We start from the raw sequence: 21482 nt of genomic DNA, 5'->3' as shown, positions 1-21482 counted from the left end.
AGTCGCCGGCGGCCTGATCGCCCCTCGGCATACTGCGGGGATCCGGGGGGTGCGCGCATGCGTACGAGACCACCCCCGGCCGGGTGACGGCGCGTCACCCGGCGACTCCGCTAGGGGGAACCTTGCGCAGACAAGTGAAGAGGGCGGGCGCGGCCGCCGTCGCCACGGCCACGGCGGTGGCGCTGGCGGCGGGCACGGCCGGTCCGGCGTCGGCGGACGGGGACCGCACGCAGGCCGGTCCGGCCGCGGGGGCGTCCGCGCCGAAGGCCAAGGACCGGATCACCCTGATCACCGGTGACCGGGTCGTGGTGGACGCCGAGGGCCGTGCCGTGGGGCTGGAGCGGGCCAAGGGGCGGGAGCACATACCCGTCCAGGTCCGTGAGGTCGACGGCCACACCCTCGTGCTGCCGGTGGACGCCGCCCGGCTGATCGCGAGCGGCAGGCTCGACCAACGGCTCTTCGACATCACCGAGTTGAACAAGGCCGAGACCCGGGGCTCGCAGCAGCGCGGCCTGAAGGTCATCGTCGGCTACCGGGGCGGTGCGGCCACCGCCAAGGCCGACGTCCGCGACGCGGGCACGGTCCGCCGGACGCTGAAGTCCCTCAACGCGGACGCGGTGCAGACCCCGCACGAGGAGGCGCCCGCGCTGTGGGACGCCGTCACCGACGGGGACAAGGCCGCCTCGGGTGTCGCCCACGTGTGGCTCGACGGGGTCCGCAGGGCCTCCCTCGACACCTCCGTGGCACAGATCGGCGCCCCCAGGGCATGGGCGGCCGGGTACGACGGCAAGGGCGTCAGGATCGCCGTCCTGGACACGGGCGTCGACGCCACCCACCCGGACCTCAAGGGCCAGGTGGCCGCGGCCAGGAACTTCACCTCGGCGCCCACCGCGGGCGACAAGGTCGGCCACGGCACCCACGTCGCGGCCATCGCGGCCGGTACGGGCGCCCACTCCAAGGGCAGGTACAAGGGCGTCGCGCCCGCCGCGAAGGTCCTCAACGGCAAGGTCCTCGACGACTCCGGCTACGGTGACGACTCCGGCATCCTCGCCGGCATGGAGTGGGCGGCCGCGCAGGGCGCCGACGTCGTCAACCTGAGCCTGGGCGGCATGGACACCGCCGAGGTCGACCCGCTGGAGGCGGCGGTCAACAAGCTCTCCGCCGAGAAGGGCATCCTGTTCGCCATCGCCGCCGGCAACGAGGGCCCGCAGTCGGTCGGTTCACCCGGCAGCGCGGACGCCGCCCTCACCGTCGGCGCCGTCGACGGCAAGGACAAGCTCGCCGACTTCTCCTCCACCGGCCCCCGCGTCGGCGACGGAGCGATCAAGCCGGACGTCACCGCCCCGGGTGTGGACATCACGGCCGCGTCGGCGAAGGGCAACGACATCGCCGGGGAGGTCGGCGAGAAGCCGGCCGGCTACATGACCATCTCCGGCACGTCGATGGCGACCCCGCACGTCGCCGGCGCGGCCGCGCTGTTGAAGCAGCAGCACCCCACGTGGACGTCCGCCGAGCTGAAGGGCGCGCTCACCGCTTCCACCAAGGGCGGTGCCCACACGCCGTTCGAGCAGGGCTCCGGGCGGATCCAGGCCGACCGGGCCGTGAAGCAGACCGTGATCGCCGAACCGGTGTCGCTGAGCTTCGGCGTCCAGCAGTGGCCGCACCACGACGACAAGCCCGACACCGAGCGGGTGACCTACCGCAACCTCGGCACCGAGGACGTCACGCTCACGCTGACGTCGACCACCACGAACCCCCGGGGGAAGCCGGCCCCGGCCGGCTTCTTCACGCTCGGCGCCACCACGGTGACCGTCCCGGCCGGCGGCACGGCGTCCGTCGACCTCACCGTCGACACCCGGCTCGGCGGCACCGCCGACGGCGCCTACTCGGCGTACGTGGTCGCGACGGGCGGCGGGCAGACCGTGCGCACGGCGGCCGCGGTGCAGCGCGAGGTCGAGTCGTACGACCTGACCCTGAAGTTCCTCGACCGCGCGGGCAGGCCGACCGCCGACCACGTCGCCGGGCTGGTCGGCCTGACCGGCCCGGGCGCCGGACAGTGGACCCAGGTGTACGACGCCGACGGCACCGCCACCGTCCGCAGGCCCAGGGGCGCCTACGTCCTGGACGCCGGGATCCTCGTCGGCTCCGACCCGGAGAAGTTCGAGGGCGCCGACTGGATCGCCCAGCCGAAGCTGGACCTGACCAAGGACACGGCGATCACGCTGGACGCCCGCAAGGCCAAGCCGGTGGACATCACCGTGCCGGCCAAGTCGGTCAGGCCGGAGTTCGCCTCCGCCCACTACACCGTCGACACCAAGGACGCCTCCCTGTCCTTCGCCTGGTGGCTGGAGTCGTACCGCAACTTCCGCTCCCTGCACCTCGGTCCGCGGATCACCGACGGCTCGCTGCGCCAGCAGTGGGACGCGCACTGGAGCAAGGGCGCCAAGGAGCAGTACGACACCGTCGCCGGTGGCACGGTGAAGAAGCTCGCCACCGGCTACACCCGGCACTACAAGGTGGGCGAGCTCGCCACGGTGAACGTCGGCATGGGCGCGGCGGCGAAGGGCAAGAGGGGAAGCGTCGGTGCGACCGGCTGGCTGCCCGGAAGCGGCGGCGCCTCCTCGATCGGTGTGCCGCAGGCGCTGCCCGGCACCCGCACGCTGTACCTGTCCACCTCGGGCGGGGTGAAGTGGGACCTCGACTTCACGCAGCTGGGCGGGGTCGACGCGGACGGCTGGCCGATCGCCGACGCCGGTTACCTCATCGGCTCCGGGATGAGCGTGAAGGCCGGCAAGAAGTACGCGCAGACGGTGAACACGGCCGTCTTCGGACCGCGGCTGACCGCGGACACCGGCCTCTTCCGCGACGGCAACGGCATCATCGGCCTCGTGCCGCTGTTCGCCGACGGCAAGGGCCACTTCGGCTCCTCGGAGTTCTCGTCGGTCACCACCAGTCTCTACCGCAACGGCAAGAAGGTCGGCTCGCACGACGACCCGCTCCTCGGAGACGAGGAGTTCACGGTCCCGGCCGGGGACGCCGCGTACCGGCTGACCACCTCGGTCAGGCGCAGCGCCGAGGTCGCCGCCGCGTCCACCCGGATCGACGCGAGCTGGACCTTCCGCTCCAGGAAGACCGCCGACCTCACGCAGCTGCCCGCCTCCACGGCCCGCTTCCACGCGGTCACGGGGCTGGACAGCAAGGTGAAGGCCGGCCAGAAGGTCGGCGTCCCGGTCACCGTGGAGGGCGCCGCCAAGGGCAGGAACCTCAAGTCCCTGGCGGTGTACGTGTCCTACGACGGCGGCAAGAGCTGGAAGAAGACCACGGTCAAGAAGGGGAAGATCACCGTCAGGAACCCGGCGAAGGGGAAGGCCGTCTCCTTCCGCGCCAAGATCGCCGACAAGAAGGGCAACACGTCGACGATCAGCATCTACCACGCCTATCACGGCAAGTAGACGCCGGTCCGTGGACGGCCCGCCGGAAGCAGTACGTCCGGCGGGCCGTCCCGCGCGGCCGGGCGGCCCCGTCTCAGGAGGCCGTCGCGCCGGCTCCCGGCCGGGTCGCGTCCGCGCCCCAGCTGGCCAGCAGCCGCAGGGCCTCCGCCGAGGGTGACCCCGGCTCCGCGAAGTACGTGACGAGCGACTGCTCCGACCCCTCGCCGGACGGACGGAACGACTCCCACAGCAGGGTCAGTTCCCCGACCAGCGGATGCCGCACGCGCTTGACGCCGTGGCTCTTCTCCTTGACGTCGTGCGCGGCCCACAGCCTGCGGAACTCCTCGCTCTTGACGGAGAGTTCCCCGACCAGCGCGGCCAGCTGCGGGTCGTCCGGGTGGCGGCCGGCGTCCATGCGCAGATAGGCGACCATGTCGGACGCCTTCTGGTCCCACTCCGTGAACAGGTCCCGGTAGTCCGGGTTCAGGAACACCAGCCGCGCCCAGTTCCGCTCCTGCGCCGGCATCCGGCCCCAGTCGCCGAAGAGCGCCGCCGCCATCCGGTTCCAGGCGAGGATCTCCGACCGCCGGCCCACGACGTACGCCGGGACCGTGTCGATCGACTCCAGCAGCTGCCGCAGCGCCGGACGGACCTGCTCGGGGCGCGGCGCCTGCTTCCTCCGGTGGCGCGTCGGCTTCGCCAGGTGCGTGAGGTGGGCGCGCTCGGCGTCGTTCAGCCGCAGGGCGCGGGCGATCGAGTCGAGCACCTCCGCCGACACGTTCCGCCCGTTGCCCTGCTCCAGGCGCGTGTAGTACGCCACGGACACCCCGGCGAGCTGGGCCAGCTCCTCGCGGCGCAGGCCCGGGACCCGGCGGTGGCGTCCGAAGTCCGGCAGACCCACGTCCTCCGGCTTCAGCCGGGCCCGCCGGGTCCGCAGGAACTCGCTGAGCTCCGCACGCGGGTCGAGGCCGCCGCTCGCGGGACCGGCCGGGTCGGTGTGCTGCTCGTCCATGCTGTCCAGTATTCCCGGTCGTACGCACGGCAGCCTGTCCCCGCCAGTGGTACGCACGGCCAACGTAGGCAGAAGGGTGGGCTGGGTGGGTCACGCGCGTTGCCGCAGGCTGGAGGCCGCGCCCGGCCGGACAGAAGGCGGCCGGGCCCACGACCCCACGAGGAGAACCCCGGCATGAGCACTGTTGCCGCGTACGCCGCGCCCGCCGCCAAGGCTCCGCTCGAGCGGACGACCATCGAGCGGCGCGAGGTCGGCGAGCACGACGTCCTGATCGACATCAGGTTCGCGGGCATCTGCCACTCCGACATCCACCAGGCCCGCGAGGGCTGGGGCGAGGCGATCTTCCCGATGGTGCCCGGACACGAGATCGCCGGCGTGGTGTCGGAGGTCGGCCCCGGTGTCACCCGCTTCGCCGTCGGTGACCGGGTCGGCGTGGGCTGCATGGTCGACTCCTGCCGCGAGTGCGACAACTGCAGGGCGGGCCGGGAGCAGTACTGCGCCGCCGGCATGACCGGCACCTACAACGCCGTCGGCCGCGACGGCGAGCCCACCTACGGCGGCTACGCGCAGGGCATCGTCGTCGACGAGAACTACGTCCTGCGCATCCCCGACGGCCTGTCCCTCGACGTCGCCGCGCCCCTGCTGTGCGCCGGCATCACCACGTACTCCCCGCTGAAGCGCTGGGGCGCGGGCCCCGGCAGCAGGGTCGCCGTCGTGGGCATGGGCGGCCTCGGCCACATGGCCGTCAAGATCGCGCACGCGCTGGGCGCCGAGGTGACGGTGCTGTCGCAGTCCCTGCGCAAGCGGGAGGACGGGCTGAGGCTCGGCGCCGACCACTACCGGGCCACCTCCGACCCGAAGACCTTCGAGGAGCTGCGCGGCTCCTTCGACCTGATGGTGTCGACCGTGTCGGCCCCGCTGGACCTCGACGCCTACCTGTCCCTGCTCGGGACGGAGGGCACGCTGGTCAACGTGGGTGCCCCCGAGGAGCCCGTCTCCCTCAACCTGTTCTCGCTGATCGGAGGCGGCCGGTCCCTCGCGGGCTCGCAGATCGGCGGCATCGCCGAGACGCAGGAGATGCTGGACTTCTGCGCCGCGCACGGCATCGGCGCCGAGATCGAGCTGATCGCCGCGGCCGAGATCAACGAGGCCTACGAGCGGGTCCTGGACAGCGACGTCCGCTACCGCTTCGTGATCGACACGGCGACGATCTGACGCGGGCGGGCCGGGGGTGGTCCTCCGCCGGGCGGGAGGCCCCCGGCCCGAGCGCCGTCGTGCGGAGCCCGGAGCGGGCTCAGTCGTACTCCACGTAGAGGGGGCTGGCGACGATCAGGCCCGGGCCGGTGCCGCCGGTGAACCCGGTGGTGACGCGCGCGTAGCCGCGCATGGGGGCCGCGGTCTCCGGGTGCGTCCGGGCGTCGATGCGCTCCAGCAGCCCGCGCAACGCCGTGACCAGCGACGGCCGTCGTCCGTCCGTACCGGCGCCGAGGTCGTCGGAGAGGGCGGCCAGGAGCGCCCCGGGGGCGCTGGCGTCGCTGCCGACGAGGTCGCGCACCAGCTCGCCCGCCTCCGGTGTCCCGTCGGTGACCCGCGGGAGCAGTCCCGTGATCAGGTGCTCGGCGGAGCCGTGCAGCAGCAGCCGTACGGCGCGGTCCGCGGCCGGGGTGTCCGCGAAGAACACCATCGCCGGGTCGACACTCTCCAGGGCGAAGTAGTTCAGCGGTGCTTCGAAGGCGACCCACTGGCCCGGCCGCAGGCCCTCCTCCGCGTACCAGCGCGCCGACTCCTCGACGCGGCGGACGACACGGGCGAGGTGTCTGCCCCTGAGGTCGGGCCCGGCACCGGGCGGGGGATCCACCTCCATGCCGCCGAACGGTGTCGAGAAGCTGACCCGCTGGCGGGGCCAGGCGGACCGGAGTCCGGGCAGAAACTGCGAGAGTTTCCGGTCGGACAGGTAGATCACTTCCTGCACTCCTGCTCCGTTCGTCAGAAGTCGGGGAGGGGGACTCGGGGACCGCTTCACACGTCCTGCAGACCGAGGAACTCGAACGCCGCCGTCGGCAGCAGCTCCGACGGCCGGTACATCCCGTCCGGTCCCGGTTCCATGTCGCGCGCGATCCGCACCAGCAGTTCCCCCAGATCGGGGCGCTCGGCGGGATCCTGGCGCAGGCACTGCGCGACGACGCCGGCGAACTCCTCCGGCACACCGCTGAGGTCGGGGTCACCGCTCTGCATGCGCAGCAGGACCGAGAGGGCGTTGCCGCCCGGGTAGGGGCTGTGCCCGGTGGCCGCGAAGACCAGCACCGCCCCCAGGGCGTACACGTCGCTGGCGGGTGTCACCTTCCGGGCGTCCACAGCCTGCTCGGGCGACATGTAGGCGGGGGTGCCGAGCGTGGTGTGGGCGACCGTCAGTTTGCTCGCCGCGACCGCGGCCGCCAGGGCGAGACCGAAGTCGATCACCCGCAGGCCGTCGACGCCCACCAGCACGTTGGACGGCTTGAGGTCCCGGTGCACGATCGCGGCGGCGTGCACGGACCGCAGCGCCTCCACCAGCTGGGCGGCGACCCAGCGCAGGGCGTCGAGGGGCAGGGGGCCGCAGGCGTCGACGAGGTCCTGGAGGGACGGGGCGGAGACGTAGGCGGTGGCCAGCCAGGGGATCTCACCGGTGGTGTCCGCGTCGACCACGGGGGGCGCGTAGAAGCCGTTCACGCCCCGGGCGGCGGCGACCTCACGCTGGAAGCGCTTGCGGAACTCCGGGTCGTCGGCCAGCTCCTCCTTGACCACCTTGATCGCGAGCAGCCGTCCGGCGAGGGACTGGCCGAGGAACACCCGGCCCATGGAGCCGCTCCCGATGCGCCGCAGGACGGTGTACGGCCCGACCGTCCGCGGGTCGAAGGACTGCAGGGGCTTCCAGCGGGAGGTGGGGTCCCACTCGTGGTGCTGCGGCCGGAGCACCGAGCCGGGCGGAGGGGTCCCCTGCGACAGCGGCACCGGCCGCACGGCCCCGGCCGGGGGCTGCGGTGCGGGCGGACCCGGCGGGGCCGGGGCCGAGCGCTGCCCGGGCATGCGTTCCTGCGCGGCGGGCCGGGGCTCCCGGGACCCCGGTGGTGCGGTACGGGGCCCGGCGAGGGGCTCGGCGGCCGGACGCGGGAAGACGTCCGCCGGCGACGGCATCGGCGGGGTGGGCGCGGAAGCGGGCGACGGGGGTGCGGGGGGCGGAGGTGTGCCCGGGCGGGCCGGGGGAGCCGGCTCGGCCGGCCGGGCGCTCACCGGTCCGGTGGGCGGCTGCCGGCGGGCCTCGGCGAACTGCAGCCGCAGCCCTCCGGCGAGACGCGGCGGAAGCCGGTCCCGGGCGCCGAACCCGGCGGCCGTCCGCCGGTGGACCTCGGTGAGCAGGACGTCCACCGGCATGTCCAGTTCCGTGGCGAGCGCCTCGACGGTCACGGCAGGACCCTGCCGCTCGGCGTCGAGGGCGCCCGCGAGCCGGCGGACGGCGGGGGCGTCGACGAGCGAGGAGGCCGAGCGCACGGCATGGCCCAGTGCGCGCAGCTCGGCCATGACGACCTCGCTCTCGACCCCGAACTCCTCGGCCAGTTCGTAGACCCGTACTGTCGCCACACTCGACTCCTCGACCGGAGGCCCCAACCGTCCTCACAGGGGTCAGACTATGCGGCCGGATGGGGTTATATCCGGACGGACGCGGGGGCGCGGCGCGGGTGTTGGGGTTCGGCGCGGCTCAGTGCGGCAGGGTCGCCGGGCTGCCGCCGTTCGCCTCGTAGCCGGCGACCGCCATGGCGCGGTAGACCGCGAACTCGGCGGCCGGGTCGGGGGACAGGGTCCAGGGCAGGGCGCCCACGTGCCCGTCGATGTGTATGAGCTGGTTCATGGCCTCGGCCCAGCGCTCCGCGCGGACGAGGAAGAAGACCAGCAGATGGCGCACGTGCGCGAGCATCGGGTCGTCGGGACGGGCCGAGTGCACCGCGTGGAGCGCGCCGTGGATCGCCCTGCTCACGACCTCGCTCTGGTAGAAGCCGGAGACCAGGGTCACCTCGGGGAGGTGCTCGAACACCGCGAAGAGCGGCATGGCGGCCAGCAGCGACCCCTCGGGCGCCCGCGCCGCCGCGGCCTCCGCGAAGGAGTACGCCTGCTGCCGCGAACCGTGCCACTTCTCGCACCAGTAGTGCAGCGCGGCCAGGTGCGCGCCCATGTGGGCCGGCGCGCGGTCCAGGATCTTCAGCCAGACCTGCTCGAAGTCCGCCTGGGAGTAACCCAGTCCACGGGCCACCGAGAGCTCCACGATGTACGGGACCGGGTCACCGGGGGCCAGCAGCGCCGCGTCGCCGCAGGCCGCCTTCGCCTCCTCCATGATGATCCGGAACTCGTCCGTGCCGGGCGCCGCCGTGCGCCAGGCCTGCTGCACCAGGAACTCGGCGTGCACCGCGGCACCGCCCGCGTCCTTGGGCGCCTCGGACCGCCACACCCGCAGCCACTGTCCGCCCGGTGCCTCGCCCGCCCCGCCGGGACGCCGGGACAGCTCCAGCGAGGCCGCGCCCGCGAAGGCCTGGACGCGCTGCCAGCGCAGCTCGCCGTCCGCGCCGGTGCCCGCCAGCAGCTGCTGCGCCGCGCGGTGGTCCTGCGTGCGCTGCACCAGGTCCAGCACGTCCAGCAGGTCCTGGTCCGGGCCCGGCATGCGCATGTCCAGCTCCTCCTCGCGGACGAAGCCGTAGTTGGCCGGGTCCGCCCCGTCCGGATGGCCGGGCGGGACCAGCCCCACCGCGCCCCGCCGCCGCCTGAGGAACGGCAGCACCACGAACCCGAGCATGACGAGGGCGATCAGGACCCACAGAATCTCCATGCCACCAGCGAACCAGACCACGCCGTCCCATGGCCAACCCGGTGCCGCACCCTGTGGAAAACTCCCCGCCGCGGCCCCGGGCGGCTCCCCGCCGCGCCCTGGGCGGCTCCCCGTCCCGCCCCGGGCGGCTGCGCGTCCGTCATTCGCCCCGGGGGCGCACTACCCTCGGTGCCCATGAGCGACACGCACATCAGCCAGCACTTCGAGACGCTCGCGATTCACGCGGGCAACACCGCCGACCCCCTGACGGGCGCGGTCGTCCCGCCGATCTACCAGGTGTCCACCTACAAGCAGGACGGCGTCGGCGGCCTGCGCGGCGGCTACGAGTACAGCCGCAGCGCCAACCCGACCAGGACCGCGCTGGAGGAGAACCTCGCCGCCCTGGAGGGCGGCCGTCGCGGCCTGGCGTTCGCGTCCGGACTGGCGGCCGAGGACTGCCTGTTGCGCACGCTGCTCAGCCCCGGTGACCACGTGGTGATCCCGAACGACGCGTACGGCGGCACCTTCCGTCTCTTCGCCAAGGTCGTCGCCCGCTGGGGCGTCGAGTGGTCGGTCGCCGACACCAGCGACCCCGCCGCCGTCCGGGCCGCGATCACGCCGAAGACCAAGGCCGTCTGGGTGGAGACCCCCTCCAACCCGCTGCTCGGCATCACCGACATCGCCGCGGTCGCCCAGGTGGCCCGGGACGCGGGTGCGCGGCTCGTCGTCGACAACACCTTCGCCACGCCGTACCTCCAGCAGCCGCTCGCGCTCGGCGCCGACGTCGTCGTGCACTCCCTGACCAAGTACATGGGGGGCCACTCGGACGTCGTCGGCGGCGCCCTGATCACGGCCGACGCGGAGCTGGGCGAGGAGCTGGCCTTCCACCAGAACGCGATGGGCGCGGTCGCCGGCCCCTTCGACTCCTGGCTGGTGCTGCGCGGGACCAAGACGCTGTCGGTGCGCATGGACCGGCACAGCGAGAACGCGACGAAGATCGCCGACATGCTCGGCCGCCACGCGCGCGTGACGAGCGTCCTGTACCCGGGGCTGCCGGAGCACCCCGGTCACGAGGTCGCCGCCAAGCAGATGCGGGCGTTCGGCGGCATGGTCTCCTTCCGCGTGGAGGGCGGCGAGGAGGCGGCCGTCGAGGTCTGCAACCGCGCCAGGGTCTTCACCCTCGGCGAGTCCCTGGGCGGTGTCGAGTCGCTGATCGAGCACCCGGGGCGGATGACGCACGCCTCGGTGGCCGGTTCCGCGCTGGAGGTCCCGGCCGACCTGGTGCGGCTGTCCGTGGGCATCGAGAACGTGGAGGACCTGCTGGAGGACCTCCAGCAGGCGCTGGGCCGCTAGGTCGTCCCGCGGTTCACCAGCCCGTCAGGGGTGGGGTCGTCTCCGAGGGCGGCTCCACCCAGGGGCGGGCCGTCACCGCCCACACCACGAACGCCACCGTCATCGCCAGCAGCAGCAGCCACAGCGCGCGGCGGGCGAGCGTCCGGCGGCGCAGGATGCGGGTCCCGCGCCGGACGGCCTCCACGTGCAGGTCCGGCGGCACGGATGGCGGTGACTGCTCCAGCATCCGCCGCACGGTTGCCTCACGGCTGATCCGGCTCATGTCGTCCCCCCTTCCGCCGCGGGGAGCGGTCTCATGACGGCACCGCCTTCACGCCGCCCACGGGCGGGGCCGGCCGGGGGGCCGGGCGCAGGACGTTCGCCATCGCGCGGTTGAAGACGGTCCGTACGCGCTCCACGGGCAGGCCGAGCAGGGCCGCCGTCTGCTCCCCGTCGACGCCTTCGTACAGGCGTATCACCAGGACCAGGCGTTCCTGGGGGGTGAGGGCGGCGAGCGGGCCGGCGGGGCGGGAGCGGGAGCGGAGGAGTCCGCCGTGGTGGTGCCAGGCGCCGCGCGCGAACCGGGTCGCCAGGTGCTGACGGGTGTGGTCGTAGGGGTCCTCGCCGTGCAGGCGGTCCCAGCAGGCGTACGTCCGCGCCAGGGCCAGGGTGAGCAGACGGCGGGCGCGGGGGTTGTCGCCGTGCGCCTCCGCCGTGAGCAGGGTGGCGGTGTGCAGGAGGCGGCCGCCGGCGCCTGCGACGTACGCCTCGAACTCGCGGGCGCGGCGGGTGTCGTCGGACGTGTGCCGTGGTTGCAACCGCGCCTCCCGTAGCCCTGGGGAACGGGCCCCGTCTCATATCAGGACAGGGTGGGCCCCGCGGTCAAGGGGCGCGCACGCGGGACGGCTCACGGATTCTCTTGCCCCGCCGCCGCTTCCGGCCGCTTCTTCCGGCCGCTTCTTCCGGCCGGTGCTCCGGTCCGGGGTCAGGCGTCCGGCCGGTCCTGTGCGGACATCCGGGAGGACAGGGCGCCGTTGAAGCGGGTGAGGAGCTCGCAGAAGGCCTCGCGTTCCTCCGGGGCCCAGTCGCCGGTCAGCTCGGCCATCAACTGCCGCCGCGAGGAGCGCACTTCCTCCAGACGGGTCTGCCCGCGCGGGGACAGCTGGAGCACGACCGCGCGCCCGTCCTCGGGGTGCGAGGTCCGCTTGACCAGGCCGGTGTCGACGAGCGGGGCCACCTGACGGGTGACCGTCGAGGAGTCGATGCCCATGCTCGCGGCGAGCGCCTTGACGCCCATCGGGCCTTCCTTGTCGAGGCGGTTGAGCAGCAGGTACGCGGCGCGGTCCATCGAGTTGCGCACCTGGCCGACCCCGCCGAGCCGCGTCTGTTCGGCGCGGCGGGCGAACAGCGCCACCTCGTGCTGCAGCGTGTCGAGAAGACCGGTGTCACCGACGGCCGTCGGGTCCGTCGTCATGTCCATCGACATTTCAGGTGTTGTGGGCATGGCCGGAGCTCACTTCGTGAAGGGCTGCTAATTGGGGGACAGGGTACGCGGCCGGGCGGGACGCCGTACCGGAGCTGCGCGAAGCGGGGGTCCGCGGATTGGTCACACCGGTCACGGCCGTGCGCGGACTGCGATGCTGGGGTCATGAGCTACAGCACGGCCCCCTCCCTGCGGACCGTCACCCTCGACGACGTGCGCGGCGCCCAGAAGATGCTCTCGGGCGTGGCACGGACGACCGCGATGGAGAGCAGCAGGCACCTGTCCCGGCAGGTGGGCGCCCCGGTGCACCTGAAGTGCGAGAACCTCCAGCGCACGGGCTCCTTCAAGCTGCGCGGCGCCTACGTCCGGATCGCGGGGCTGCTGCCGGAGGAGCGGGCCGCCGGTGTGGTCGCGGCGAGCGCCGGCAACCACGCGCAGGGGGTCGCGCTGGCGTCGTCGCTGCTCGGGGTGCGGTCCACGGTGTTCATGCCGAAGGGCGCACCGCTGCCGAAGATCAGCGCGACCCGTGAGTACGGCGCCGAGGTGCGCCTGCACGGGCAGGTGGTGGACGAGTCGCTGGCCGCCGCGACGGAGTACGCGCGGGAGACGGGGGCGGTGTTCATCCACCCCTTCGACCACCCGGACGTCATCGCGGGCCAGGGCACGGTCGGCCTGGAGATCCTGGAACAGTGCCCCGAGGTGCGCACGATCGTCGTGGGCGTCGGCGGCGGCGGGCTGGCCGCCGGGATCGCCGTCGCGGTCAAGGCGCTGCGGCCCGACGTGCGGATCGTCGGGGTGCAGGCGGCGGGCGCCGCGGCGTATCCGCCCTCACTGGCGGCCGGCCGTCCGGTGTCGGTGCGCCACCCGGCGACCATGGCCGACGGCATCAAGGTGGGGCGGCCCGGGGATGTGCCGTTCGGGATCGTCCGCGAGCTGGTCGACGAGGTGTGCACGGTCGGCGAGGACGAGCTGTCGGCCGCGCTGCTGCTCTGTCTGGAGCGGGCCAAGCTGGTGGTCGAACCGGCGGGGGCGAGTCCGGTCGCCGCGCTGCTGAGCCGTCCCGGGGCCTTCGAGGGGCCGGTCGTCGCGGTGCTGTCCGGCGGCAACGTGGACCCGGTGCTGATGGAGCGGGTGCTCCGGCACGGCATGGCGGCACAGGGCCGCTACCTGGCCGTCCGGCTGCGCCTGACGGACCGGCCGGGTGCCCTGGCCTCGCTGCTCGGGGCGTTGTCAGTGGCCGATGCCAATGTTCTCGACGTGAGTCACGTACGGACCGATCCACGGCTCGGGCTCACCGAGGCGGAGGTGGAGCTTCACCTGGAGACCAAGGGCCCGGCGCACTGCGCCGAGGTCGAGCACGCGCTGCGCGAGGCGGGCTACACCGTCATCGACTGACACCGGATGACCGACACCGGTTGACCGACACCGGATGCCGGCGTCACTCCTTCGAGCAGGTCCATTGAGAGACGCGATACATCGCGTTATGGTGTGTCCCACGCCACCGCGCGGCCGTCCGTGTCCCGCCGCCGTGCCGGGCGGAAAATCACCTGCACATCACAGCGCGCAAACCTAGGCTTTCCGAAGAATCCCGACAACGTGGAGACTCATATGCCAGGCGCCATCTATGCCGAAGGACTGGTGAAGACCTTCGGGAAGGTCAGGGCGCTGGACGGCGTCGACCTCGAGGTCCCCGAGGGAACCGTCCTCGGCCTGCTCGGGCCCAACGGCGCGGGCAAGACCACCACCGTCCGCTGTCTCACCACCCTGCTGCGGCCCGACAGCGGCAGGGCCGTCGTCGCCGGCCTCGACGTGCTCAGGCAACCCGACGCCGTGCGCCGCTCCATCGGCCTGTCCGGCCAGTTCGCCGCCGTCGACGAGTACCTGACCGGCCGCGAGAACCTCCGGATGGTCGGACAGCTCTACCAGATGCGGGCGAAGGCGGCGAAGGCCCGCGCGGACGAACTGCTGGAGCAGTTCCACCTCGCCGACGCCGCCGACCGCACCGCCAAGACCTACTCCGGGGGCATGCGCCGCCGGCTCGACCTCGCGGCGGCCCTGGTCGTGTCACCGCCGGTGATGTTCATGGACGAGCCGACCACCGGCCTCGACCCGCGCAACCGCCAGCAGCTCTGGGAGGTGATCAAGCAGCTCGTCTCCGGGGGCACGACGCTGCTGCTCACCACCCAGTACCTGGAGGAGGCCGACCACCTCGCGCACGACATCGCGGTCGTCGACCACGGCCGGGTCATCGCCCAGGGCACCTCCGACCAGCTCAAGGCCCGCACCGGCGGCGAGCGCGTCGAGGTCGTGGTGCACGACCGCGAGCACATCGCGGCCGCCTCCGCCCTCCTCGACAAGTACAGCCTGCGCGGCCCCGGCAAGGGGGACACCAGCGTCGAGGACCACATGCGCAAGATCACCACACCGGTCTCCGGCGGGGCGAAGCTCCTCGCCGAGATCATCCGCGAGCTCGACGCCGACGGCATCGAGATCGACGACATCGGCCTGCGCCGCCCCACCCTCGACGACGTCTTCCTCTCCCTCACCGGGCACGTCGCGGAAGCCGGGCGCGAGGACGAGGGCGACGGCGGCGCGCGGAGCACCGAGGACCAGGGCAGGGGCCACCGCCCCGGCAAGGAGGCCGTCAAGTGAGTGCCGTCACCGACGCCGTGCGGGTCACCCCGTCCGGCGGCCGCATCGGCCAGTCGATCCGGGACTCCCTGGTCGTGGCCAAGCGCAACCTCATCCGCATGATCCGGATCCCCGAAGTGGTCATCTTCGGACTGATCCAGCCGATCATGTTCGTGGTGCTGTTCTCGTACGTGTTCGGCGGCTCCATGGACATCGGCGGCAGCACCAGCCCGGAGGTCTACCGCGAGTTCCTGATGGCCGGCATCTTCGCCCAGACCGTCACCTTCGCCACCGCCGGAGCCGGGGCGGGCATCGCCGAGGACATGCACAAGGGCCTCGTCGACCGCTTCCGCTCCCTGCCCATGGCACGCGGCGCGGTGCTCACCGGCCGCACCCTCGCCGACCTGGTGCAGACGGCGCTCACCCTGCTCGTGCTCGCCGTGGTGGCGCTCCTGGTCGGCTGGCGCACCCACACCAGCGCCGGCGAGGTGCTCGGCGCCTTCGGGCTGCTGCTCCTGACCGGGTACGCGTTCACCTGGATCGGCGCGGTCATCGGCCTGTCCGTGCGCACGCCGGAGGCGGCCACCTCCGGCGGACTGGTCTGGCTCTTCCCGGTCACCTTCGTGTCGAACGCGTTCGTGGACTCCAGCAACATGACCCCCTGGCTGCGCCACATCGCCGACTGGAACCCGTTCAGCGCGACCGTCCAGGCCTGCCGCGAGCTCTTCGGCAACCCGGGGGTGTCCACCTCGGACGCCTGGCCCATGCAGCACGCGGTGTGGGCGTCGCTGATCTACTCGGTCCTGATCATCGCGGTCTTCCGCACCCTCGCCGTGCGCAAGTACCGCTCGGCCGCCGCATGACGGAGCCCCCGGCACCCTCAGGGGTGCCGGGGGCCCGCCGGGAACCGGTCAGCCGTTGTACGGCTCGGCCTTGAGGATCTTCACCGAGGCCTTCTTGCCGTTCGGCAGCTCGTACTCGGCGTCCTCGCCCACCTTGTGCCCCATCACGCCGGATCCGAGCGGGGACTGCGGCGAGTACGTCTCGATCTCGGAGCTCGCGTACTCGCGCGAGGCGAGCAGGAACGTCAGCGTGTCGTCCTCGTCGCCGTCGAAGGCGATCGTCACGACCATGCCGGGGGCCACGGCGCCGTCGGCCGCCGGGGCCTCGCCGACCTTGGCGTTCTCGAGGAGCTGGGTCAGCTGGCGCACACGGAGCTCCTGCTTGCCCTGCTCCTCCTTGGCCGCGTGGTACCCGCCGTTCTCCCGCAGGTCGCCCTCCTCGCGCGCGGCGGCGATCTTGGCGGCGATCTCCGTGCGCGCGGGACCAGTAAGGTATGCAAGCTCTTCCTTGAGCTTGTTGTACGCCTCCTGGGTCAGCCAGGTGACGTTCTCGCTGGTCTGGGTCACTGGTGCTCCTCGTAGGACTGGGAAATACAAAGCAACGCCCTATCCAGAAGGATGGTCCTCCAGGGATGGGCGAAACCACGAGCCTAACAATTCAGTGCCCGCAGGGGGAGGACATAAGCCGCCGCAGTCACGACAGCGCAGGTCAGCGGCCGGGTATTCCCCACCACATCACTCGGCGTGGCAGCCGACCAGCTCCGCGCTGGTGGCCTGGGAGGTCGTGCGCAGCGTGACGACCTCGTCGACGCGGGTGGCGTCCTCGTCGAAGCGGAAGTCGGCGCGGCCCACCTCGGCGCCGTCCTCCGCCTGGGAGCGCACCGTGCAGTAGCCGGCCACACCCGCGTCCTTGTGCACCTCCAGGTGCACCTGGACCGACTGCTCGGAGATCTCGAAGCGGATCAGCTCGCCGCTGATCTCGTTCTTGGCCACGTAGTGGTAGCCGAACCAGCCGATCAGCCCGAGGAGCAGGGCCCCCAGTACGGCGCCGACGACCTTGAGGGTGCGGTCGGCACGCTCGTCCGAGGAGCGGCCGTAGCGGCCCTCGGGCAGCCGCGTGCTCGACGTACTCATGATCGTCTCCTCGGCAGGAAGGGGCCGGTGTCCCCGTATTGGGTCCCGGAGCGGAACCCCGGAATTATTCGTCCCCCGATTCGGTCACTATAGAAGCCCGCGACTGCGCCACCGCACACAGGGCGCCCAACGACTTGAGGATTGAGTCTTGACTGACCAGCTGCGACTGATGGCCGTGCACGCCCACCCCGACGACGAGTCGAGCAAGGGCGCGGCCACCATGGCGAAGTACGTGTCCGAGGGGGTGGACGTGCTGGTCGTGACCTGCACGGGCGGGGAGCGCGGCTCCATCCTCAACCCGAAGCTCCAGGGGGACGCGTACATCGAGGAGAACATCCACGAGGTGCGCCGGAAGGAGATGGACGAGGCCCGCGAGATCCTCGGTGTGAAGCAGGAGTGGCTCGGCTTCGTCGACTCCGGGCTGCCCGAGGGCGACCCGCTGCCGCCGCTGCCGGAGGGCTGTTTCGCCCTGGAGGACGTCGACAAGGCGGCCGGCGAGCTGGTGCGCAGGATCCGCTCCTTCCGTCCTCAGGTGATCACCACCTACGACGAGAACGGCGGCTACCCGCACCCCGACCACATCATGACCCACAAGATCACGATGGTGGCCTTCGAGGGCGCGGCGGACACCGCGAAGTACCCGGAGGACGAGTACGGCCCCGCCTACCAGCCGCTCAAGGTGTACTACAACCAGGGCTTCAACCGTCCCCGCACCGAGGCGCTGCACCAGGCGATGCTGGACCGGGGCCTGGAGTCGCCCTACGGGGACTGGCTCAAGCGCTGGAGCGAGTTCGAGCGCAAGGAGCGCACGCTGACCACGCACGTGCCGTGCGGCGACTTCTTCGAGATCCGTGACAAGGCGCTGATCGCGCACGCCACGCAGATCGATCCGGACGGGGGGTGGTTCCGGGTGCCGCTGGAGCTCCAGCGGGAGGTGTGGCCGACGGAGGAGTACGAGCTGGCGAAGTCGCTCGTCGATACCTCCCTCCCCGAGGACGACCTCTTCGCGGGCATCCGGGACAATGCCTGACATGAGCGCAAGCGCAAGCCTGGCAATGACCCACCTGGTGCCCCTCGCCAAGGAACTCGACGAGGACAAGGTGACCCCCGGTGTCCTGGGGTTCATCGTGTTCGCGGTGATGGCCCTCGCGGTGTGGGCCCTGATGAAGTCGATGAACCGGCACATGGGGCGGGTGAACTTCGCGGAGTCCGAGGAGACGGATGGCTCCGCGAGGGCGACCGCGACCGAGACCGCGGGCAAGGGCGCCGGGAAGCAGGGCTGACCCCCGGCGGCCGGGCGGTGCGAGGCGGGGCCCGGTGCCGGCGCGGACCGGCACCCGGGGCTCACGCCGTCCCACCGGCCCGCCCGGCGCGCACCCGGGGGCTCATGCCTTCCCGCTGACCGGCACCCGGAGGCCTCACGCCATCTCGTCGACCGGTGCCCGGGGCCTCAGGCCTTCTCGCTGACCGGCACCCCCATCACCTCGCGGGCGTGACGGCTGGGGACGAGGCCGAGGTTCCAGGCCTGCCAGCCCGCCTCCAGGGTGACTCCGCGTTCCAGGAGGAGCAGGTAGGCCTCCGCGCAGTCGGTCAGCTTCGGGTCGCGGGTGGCGTGGGGGGCGCGGGCCAGCTGGGTGAGTTCCTCCTGGGCCACCGCCGTGCCGACCTCGGTGCCGCCCGGGGCCGCGTACGGCAGCAGCGTGCAGCGCAGGAAGCGGGCCCAGTCCTCGCCGCGCCGGTCGCCGTACGACGCGAACAGCGTCACCGCCTCGTCGCACAGCGCCAGCGCCTGCTGCGTGCGCGCGTTGCCCGCGTCGACGACCGCCAGTTCCAGGCAGGTCCACGCCTCGCCGTGGGCCACCCCGATGCGCTGGAAGTCGGCGCGCGCGTCCACCAGCAGCTGGCGGGCGAATCCGGAGTTGCGCAGCGACCCGGTCCTCGCCGCCCGCTGGTCCCGGGTCACCCGCGCCGAGTGGTGCCGGGCGCAGGCCAGCCCGTAGACGTCCCGCATGCGGGAGAACATCGTGCGGGCGCGCTCCAGCTCACGCACCGCACGGTCCAGGTCGCCGGTCTCCTCCAGCGCCTGCCCCAGGTAGTACAGCGTCCACGCCTCGCCCCGCGCGTCCTCGTTGTCGCGGTGCCGGGCGGCGGCCCGCCGCAGCTCCTCCACCGCCGGCGGGGCCTCGCCGTCGACCAGCCGGGCCCGCGCCAGCTCGGTCAGCGCCCACGCCTCCCCGCGGGCGTCGCGGGTACGGCCGTACAGCTCCAGGGCCGTCCGCAGCTCGGTCTCGGCGCGGGGCACGTCCCCCATGCGCAGGTTCAGCTGCCCCAGCTGGAAGTGCGCCCACGCCTGCCCGTGCACGGACTCGCCCGCGCGGTGCAGCACCAGTGACTCGATGAGCAGGTCCAAGGCCTCGGACAGCCGGGCCCGGTCCCGTTCCACCGCCGCGAGCGCGTGCATCGTCCAGGCGCGGTCCGTGGCCAGCTCCGGTGCGGCCTGGAGGTCCATCGCCTCCCGCAGCCGCGCCGACGCCTCGCTCAGGTTGCCCTGGTGGTGCAGCGTGATGCCGAGCGAGGTCAGGGCCCGGGCCGCACCCGCGCTGTGCTGCGCCTCCCGGTACAGGTCCACCACCGACGTCAGGGTCGTGCGGGCCTTGTCCAGTTCGCCCAGCTGACGTGCCGCGATACCCGTGCGCCACTGCACCGAGCGGACCAGCAGCCCCTCGTCCACGGCCTGCGCCAGCTCGTTGATCTCCCCGAGCCGGTAGAGGTCGCCGCGCAGCAGGCAGTAGTCGCACAGCGCGCCCAGCAGGTTCAGCACCGCCCGCCGGTCCACGCCCTCGGCGTGCCGCAGCGCCGCCGTGATGAAGCTCGACTCGTCGTCCAGCCAGCGCAGCGCCTCCTCCAGCGAGGTGAAGCCGTATGGGCTGAAGCGGTCCGAGCGGGTCGACATGTTGCCGTCGACGAGCCGCAGCACCGAGTCGGCCAGCTCGGCGTAGTCGACGATCAGCCGCTCCTGCGCCGCCGTCCGCTCGGCCGGGTCCTCCTCGTCGTGGAGCCGGGCCAGAGCGAAGGCGCGGACCAGGTCGTGCAGCCGGTAGCGGCTGTGCCGTACGCGGTCGATCAGCCCGGCGCGGTGCAGCGCGGTCAGCTGCCGGGTCGCCTCGGCCTCGTCGGTGGCGAGGAGCGCCGCAGCGGCCGCCGCGCCGAGTGAGGCCCGTCCGGCCAGCGCGAGGCGCCGCAGCAGCCGCCGTACGGTCTCCGGCTGGTCGGTGTAGCGCAGCCACAGTGCCCGCTCGACCGGATCGACGGGCCCGTACGCGCCCAGGTCGGTGGCGAGGGCGAGCGGTGAACGCGGGCCCAGGGCGGCGCCGGCGGCCCGCAGCGCCAGCGGCAGGCCCCCGCACAGCTCCCGCACCCGCTCGGCGGACTCGGCGTCGTAGGGGCCCGTGGAGTCCTGCGCCACGGCGGACAGGAGCTCCTCCGCGCCCGCCGCGTCCAGCGGCTCCACCGGCAGTTGGTGCACCCGGGCCGGCAGGTCGTCGGGGAGTCCGAGGGGCGCCCGCGCGGTGACCAGGACCAGGCTGTCGGACCGCTCCGGGATCAGCGTGCGCACCTGCTGCGGATCGCAGGCGTCGTCCAGCACGACGGTGACCGGCATCCCGGTCAGGTGCTGGTGGTACAGCTCGCTCAGCCGCTTGACCTGCTGGTCCGGGGAGGACCTCTCGCGGAACAGCAGCTGCTCGCGGGGCGCCCCCAGCCGGTTCAGCAGATGCAGCAGCGCGTCCCGCGTGGACAGCGGGGCTTCGCCGGGGCTGTCGCCGCGCAGGTCCACGACGCACGCCCCGCGGAAGTGGTCCTTCAGCTCGTGGGTGGCGCGCACGGCCAGCGCCGTGCGGCCGCTGCCGGACGCCCCGTGCAGGACCACCACCGTCGGCCGGGTCTCCGTGCTCGCGCGGCCCGCCTGCACCCACTGCCGGATCCGCGCCAGCTCCTGCCGCCGCCCCGCGAACGGACCCAGCGGCTCCGGCAGCTGCCCGAACGACTGCCCCAGCACGCTGCGTCCGCGGGCCGCGGCGCTCTTGTCGGCGCCACGCAGCCGCGGGCCCGCCTTCTTCGGGTCCGTGGACGCGGCCAGTACCCGCTGCTGGTCGAGGAACGGCCGGATGCCGCGCACCTCCAGCGCCGTCAGCCACTGCAGCCGCAGCTGCTCCGGCCCGCCCGGCTGGCCGGCCGCGCCCGCCCGGTGGTGGGCGGCGGGCACATGGGTGCCGGCCACCTTCACCACGGTCGCGGCCGCCCCGACGACCCCGGCGGTCACCCCCGCGCCGAGCGCCGTACCGGTGCCGGTCCCGAGCGCCATGTCGGCGACCATGGCCGCGACGCCCGCCACACCGGCCACGAGCAGCGGCGTTCCGGCGCCCTCGCGGGCGTAGCGCTGCCGGAAGGTGAGCCGCCCGGCCTCCGCCTCGTCCAGGGCGCGCGTGTAGGCCGCGTACTCCTCGGCCGCCGGCTGCGCCATCGTGTCCAGTGCCCCGCGCGCCCGCGCCAGCAGCGCCTTTCCGTCGGTGCGCCCGCCCGACCGGCGCACCTCCTCCTCCACTGCCCGCGTCAACAGCCGCTCGGCTTCCGCCCGATGACTGTCCCGCATGTCTGTCCCCCTCCGGCGGCGTCGGCCGGTCCCGGCCGCGTTCCCTGGTCACAAGTGTGTCGTGCGAGGGCCGCCGTGGGGAGAGGGCCGGATCTCCCCGCTGTGTGCTGCCGGGCTCCTGGAGGGGTACTG

18 protein-coding genes are annotated in these 21482 nt (G+C 73.0%); 8 read left to right on the top strand and 10 right to left on the bottom strand.

Features of this window, described 5'->3' with window-relative positions:
* Positions 1–122 precede the first annotated feature (122 nt).
* On the top strand, positions 123–3452 hold the full coding sequence (locus IE118_RS14165; RefSeq protein WP_229846804.1) for a S8 family peptidase: 3330 nt from the start codon (positions 123–125) through the stop codon (positions 3450–3452).
* 73 nt (positions 3453–3525) lie between these two features.
* On the opposite strand, the gene IE118_RS14160 is transcribed toward IE118_RS14165, so the two are convergent.
* A complete protein-coding gene (locus tag IE118_RS14160) occupies positions 3526–4443 on the bottom strand; it encodes a helix-turn-helix domain-containing protein (RefSeq protein ID WP_189558242.1) in 918 nt (305 codons plus the stop codon).
* A 174-nt stretch (positions 4444–4617) separates the two neighbouring features.
* Here IE118_RS14160 and IE118_RS14155 point away from each other — a divergent pair, with 174 nt between their 5' ends.
* The gene (locus IE118_RS14155; protein WP_189558241.1) at positions 4618–5658 is read left to right on the top strand and encodes an NAD(P)-dependent alcohol dehydrogenase; all 1041 of its coding nucleotides are present in this window, start codon (positions 4618–4620) and stop codon (positions 5656–5658) included.
* A 79-nt stretch (positions 5659–5737) separates the two neighbouring features.
* Here IE118_RS14155 and IE118_RS14150 read toward each other — a convergent pair whose 3' ends face one another.
* From IE118_RS14150 to IE118_RS14135, 3 genes are all read right to left on the bottom strand, one after another.
* Positions 5738–6415 carry an SAVMC3_10250 family protein gene (locus tag IE118_RS14150; RefSeq protein ID WP_189558240.1) on the bottom strand — a complete coding sequence of 226 codons (678 nt, stop codon included), beginning with the start codon at positions 6413–6415 and terminating at the stop codon, positions 5738–5740.
* A 47-nt stretch (positions 6416–6462) separates the two neighbouring features.
* Positions 6463–8061 (bottom strand): translation initiation factor IF-2 N-terminal domain-containing protein, encoded by a 1599-nt coding sequence (locus tag IE118_RS34045; protein ID WP_229846803.1) that lies wholly within the window; start codon positions 8059–8061, stop codon positions 6463–6465.
* 118 nt (positions 8062–8179) lie between these two features.
* Positions 8180–9298: a hypothetical protein gene (locus IE118_RS14135; protein WP_189558239.1), complete on the bottom strand. Its 1119-nt coding sequence runs from the start codon at positions 9296–9298 to the stop codon at positions 8180–8182.
* A gap of 174 nt (positions 9299–9472) precedes the next feature.
* On the opposite strand from IE118_RS14135, the gene IE118_RS14130 reads away from it, so the two are divergent.
* Positions 9473–10630, top strand: a complete 1158-nt coding sequence (locus IE118_RS14130) for a cystathionine gamma-synthase (protein ID WP_189558238.1) — start codon at positions 9473–9475, stop codon at positions 10628–10630.
* Between the two features lie 13 nt (positions 10631–10643).
* On the opposite strand, the gene IE118_RS14125 is transcribed toward IE118_RS14130, so the two are convergent.
* From IE118_RS14125 to IE118_RS14115, 3 genes are all read right to left on the bottom strand, one after another.
* The gene (locus IE118_RS14125; protein ID WP_189558237.1) at positions 10644–10892 is read right to left on the bottom strand and encodes a hypothetical protein; all 249 of its coding nucleotides are present in this window, start codon (positions 10890–10892) and stop codon (positions 10644–10646) included.
* 31 nt (positions 10893–10923) lie between these two features.
* Positions 10924–11427, bottom strand: a complete 504-nt coding sequence (locus IE118_RS14120; protein WP_189558236.1) for a sigma factor-like helix-turn-helix DNA-binding protein — start codon at positions 11425–11427, stop codon at positions 10924–10926.
* A 167-nt stretch (positions 11428–11594) separates the two neighbouring features.
* Positions 11595–12095, bottom strand: a complete 501-nt coding sequence (locus IE118_RS14115; RefSeq protein ID WP_189558634.1) for a MarR family winged helix-turn-helix transcriptional regulator — start codon at positions 12093–12095, stop codon at positions 11595–11597.
* 162 nt (positions 12096–12257) lie between these two features.
* Here IE118_RS14115 and ilvA point away from each other — a divergent pair, with 162 nt between their 5' ends.
* The 3 genes from ilvA (at position 12258) to IE118_RS14100 (ending at position 15586) form a co-directional block, all read left to right on the top strand.
* Positions 12258–13487 (top strand): threonine ammonia-lyase, encoded by a 1230-nt coding sequence (ilvA, locus tag IE118_RS14110; RefSeq protein WP_189558235.1) that lies wholly within the window; start codon positions 12258–12260, stop codon positions 13485–13487.
* 213 nt (positions 13488–13700) lie between these two features.
* On the top strand, positions 13701–14744 hold the full coding sequence (locus tag IE118_RS14105; RefSeq protein WP_189558234.1) for an ATP-binding cassette domain-containing protein: 1044 nt from the start codon (positions 13701–13703) through the stop codon (positions 14742–14744).
* Positions 14741–15586 carry an ABC transporter permease gene (locus IE118_RS14100; protein WP_189558233.1) on the top strand — a complete coding sequence of 282 codons (846 nt, stop codon included), beginning with the start codon at positions 14741–14743 and terminating at the stop codon, positions 15584–15586. The genes IE118_RS14105 and IE118_RS14100 overlap by 4 nt, the downstream gene beginning before the upstream one ends.
* A 48-nt stretch (positions 15587–15634) precedes the next feature.
* On the opposite strand, the gene greA is transcribed toward IE118_RS14100, so the two are convergent.
* Both greA and IE118_RS14090 read right to left on the bottom strand, forming a co-directional pair.
* Positions 15635–16132, bottom strand: coding sequence for a transcription elongation factor GreA (greA, locus tag IE118_RS14095; protein WP_189558232.1), 498 nt, complete (start codon positions 16130–16132; stop codon positions 15635–15637).
* A gap of 168 nt (positions 16133–16300) precedes the next feature.
* Positions 16301–16699, bottom strand: coding sequence for a DUF4307 domain-containing protein (locus IE118_RS14090; RefSeq protein WP_189558231.1), 399 nt, complete (start codon positions 16697–16699; stop codon positions 16301–16303).
* A 148-nt stretch (positions 16700–16847) separates the two neighbouring features.
* Here IE118_RS14090 and mca point away from each other — a divergent pair, with 148 nt between their 5' ends.
* Entirely contained in the window at positions 16848–17729 is an 882-nt protein-coding gene (mca, locus tag IE118_RS14085; protein ID WP_189558230.1) for a mycothiol conjugate amidase Mca, read from the top strand.
* Entirely contained in the window at positions 17722–17982 is a 261-nt protein-coding gene (locus IE118_RS14080; protein ID WP_189558229.1) for a hypothetical protein, read from the top strand. Before mca ends, IE118_RS14080 begins: the two co-directional genes overlap by 8 nt.
* Before the next feature lie 167 nt (positions 17983–18149).
* Here the strand turns inward: IE118_RS14080 and IE118_RS14075 are convergent, their stop codons facing one another.
* Complete coding sequence (locus tag IE118_RS14075) at positions 18150–21350, bottom strand: tetratricopeptide repeat protein (protein WP_189558228.1); 3201 nt, start codon at positions 21348–21350, stop codon at positions 18150–18152.
* Positions 21351–21482: the final 132 nt, after the last annotated feature.

Origin of the sequence: Streptomyces pilosus (assembly GCF_014649835.1) — a bacterium.
GTDB lineage: Bacteria > Actinomycetota > Actinomycetes > Streptomycetales > Streptomycetaceae > Streptomyces > Streptomyces pilosus.
The sequence above is the reverse complement of the archived record's forward strand: the minus strand, read 5'-3'. Positions and strand labels throughout refer to the sequence as shown.

Excerpts from the sequence above, each read along its gene's own strand:
- IE118_RS14160 (WP_189558242.1), bottom strand. The coding sequence starts at position 4,443 with ATGGACGAGCAGCACACCGACCCGGCCGGTCCCGCGAGCGGCGGCCTC.
- IE118_RS14130 (WP_189558238.1), top strand. The coding sequence starts at position 9,473 with ATGAGCGACACGCACATCAGCCAGCACTTCGAGACGCTCGCGATTCAC.
- IE118_RS14155 (WP_189558241.1), top strand. The coding sequence starts at position 4,618 with ATGAGCACTGTTGCCGCGTACGCCGCGCCCGCCGCCAAGGCTCCGCTC.
- IE118_RS14080 (WP_189558229.1), top strand. The coding sequence starts at position 17,722 with ATGCCTGACATGAGCGCAAGCGCAAGCCTGGCAATGACCCACCTGGTG.
- IE118_RS14105 (WP_189558234.1), top strand. The coding sequence starts at position 13,701 with ATGCCAGGCGCCATCTATGCCGAAGGACTGGTGAAGACCTTCGGGAAG.
- IE118_RS14090 (WP_189558231.1), bottom strand. The coding sequence starts at position 16,699 with ATGAGTACGTCGAGCACGCGGCTGCCCGAGGGCCGCTACGGCCGCTCC.
- ilvA (WP_189558235.1), top strand. The coding sequence starts at position 12,258 with ATGAGCTACAGCACGGCCCCCTCCCTGCGGACCGTCACCCTCGACGAC.
- IE118_RS14135 (WP_189558239.1), bottom strand. The coding sequence starts at position 9,298 with ATGGAGATTCTGTGGGTCCTGATCGCCCTCGTCATGCTCGGGTTCGTG.
- IE118_RS14125 (WP_189558237.1), bottom strand. The coding sequence starts at position 10,892 with ATGAGCCGGATCAGCCGTGAGGCAACCGTGCGGCGGATGCTGGAGCAG.
- IE118_RS14075 (WP_189558228.1), bottom strand. The coding sequence starts at position 21,350 with ATGCGGGACAGTCATCGGGCGGAAGCCGAGCGGCTGTTGACGCGGGCA.
- IE118_RS14115 (WP_189558634.1), bottom strand. The coding sequence starts at position 12,095 with ATGTCGATGGACATGACGACGGACCCGACGGCCGTCGGTGACACCGGT.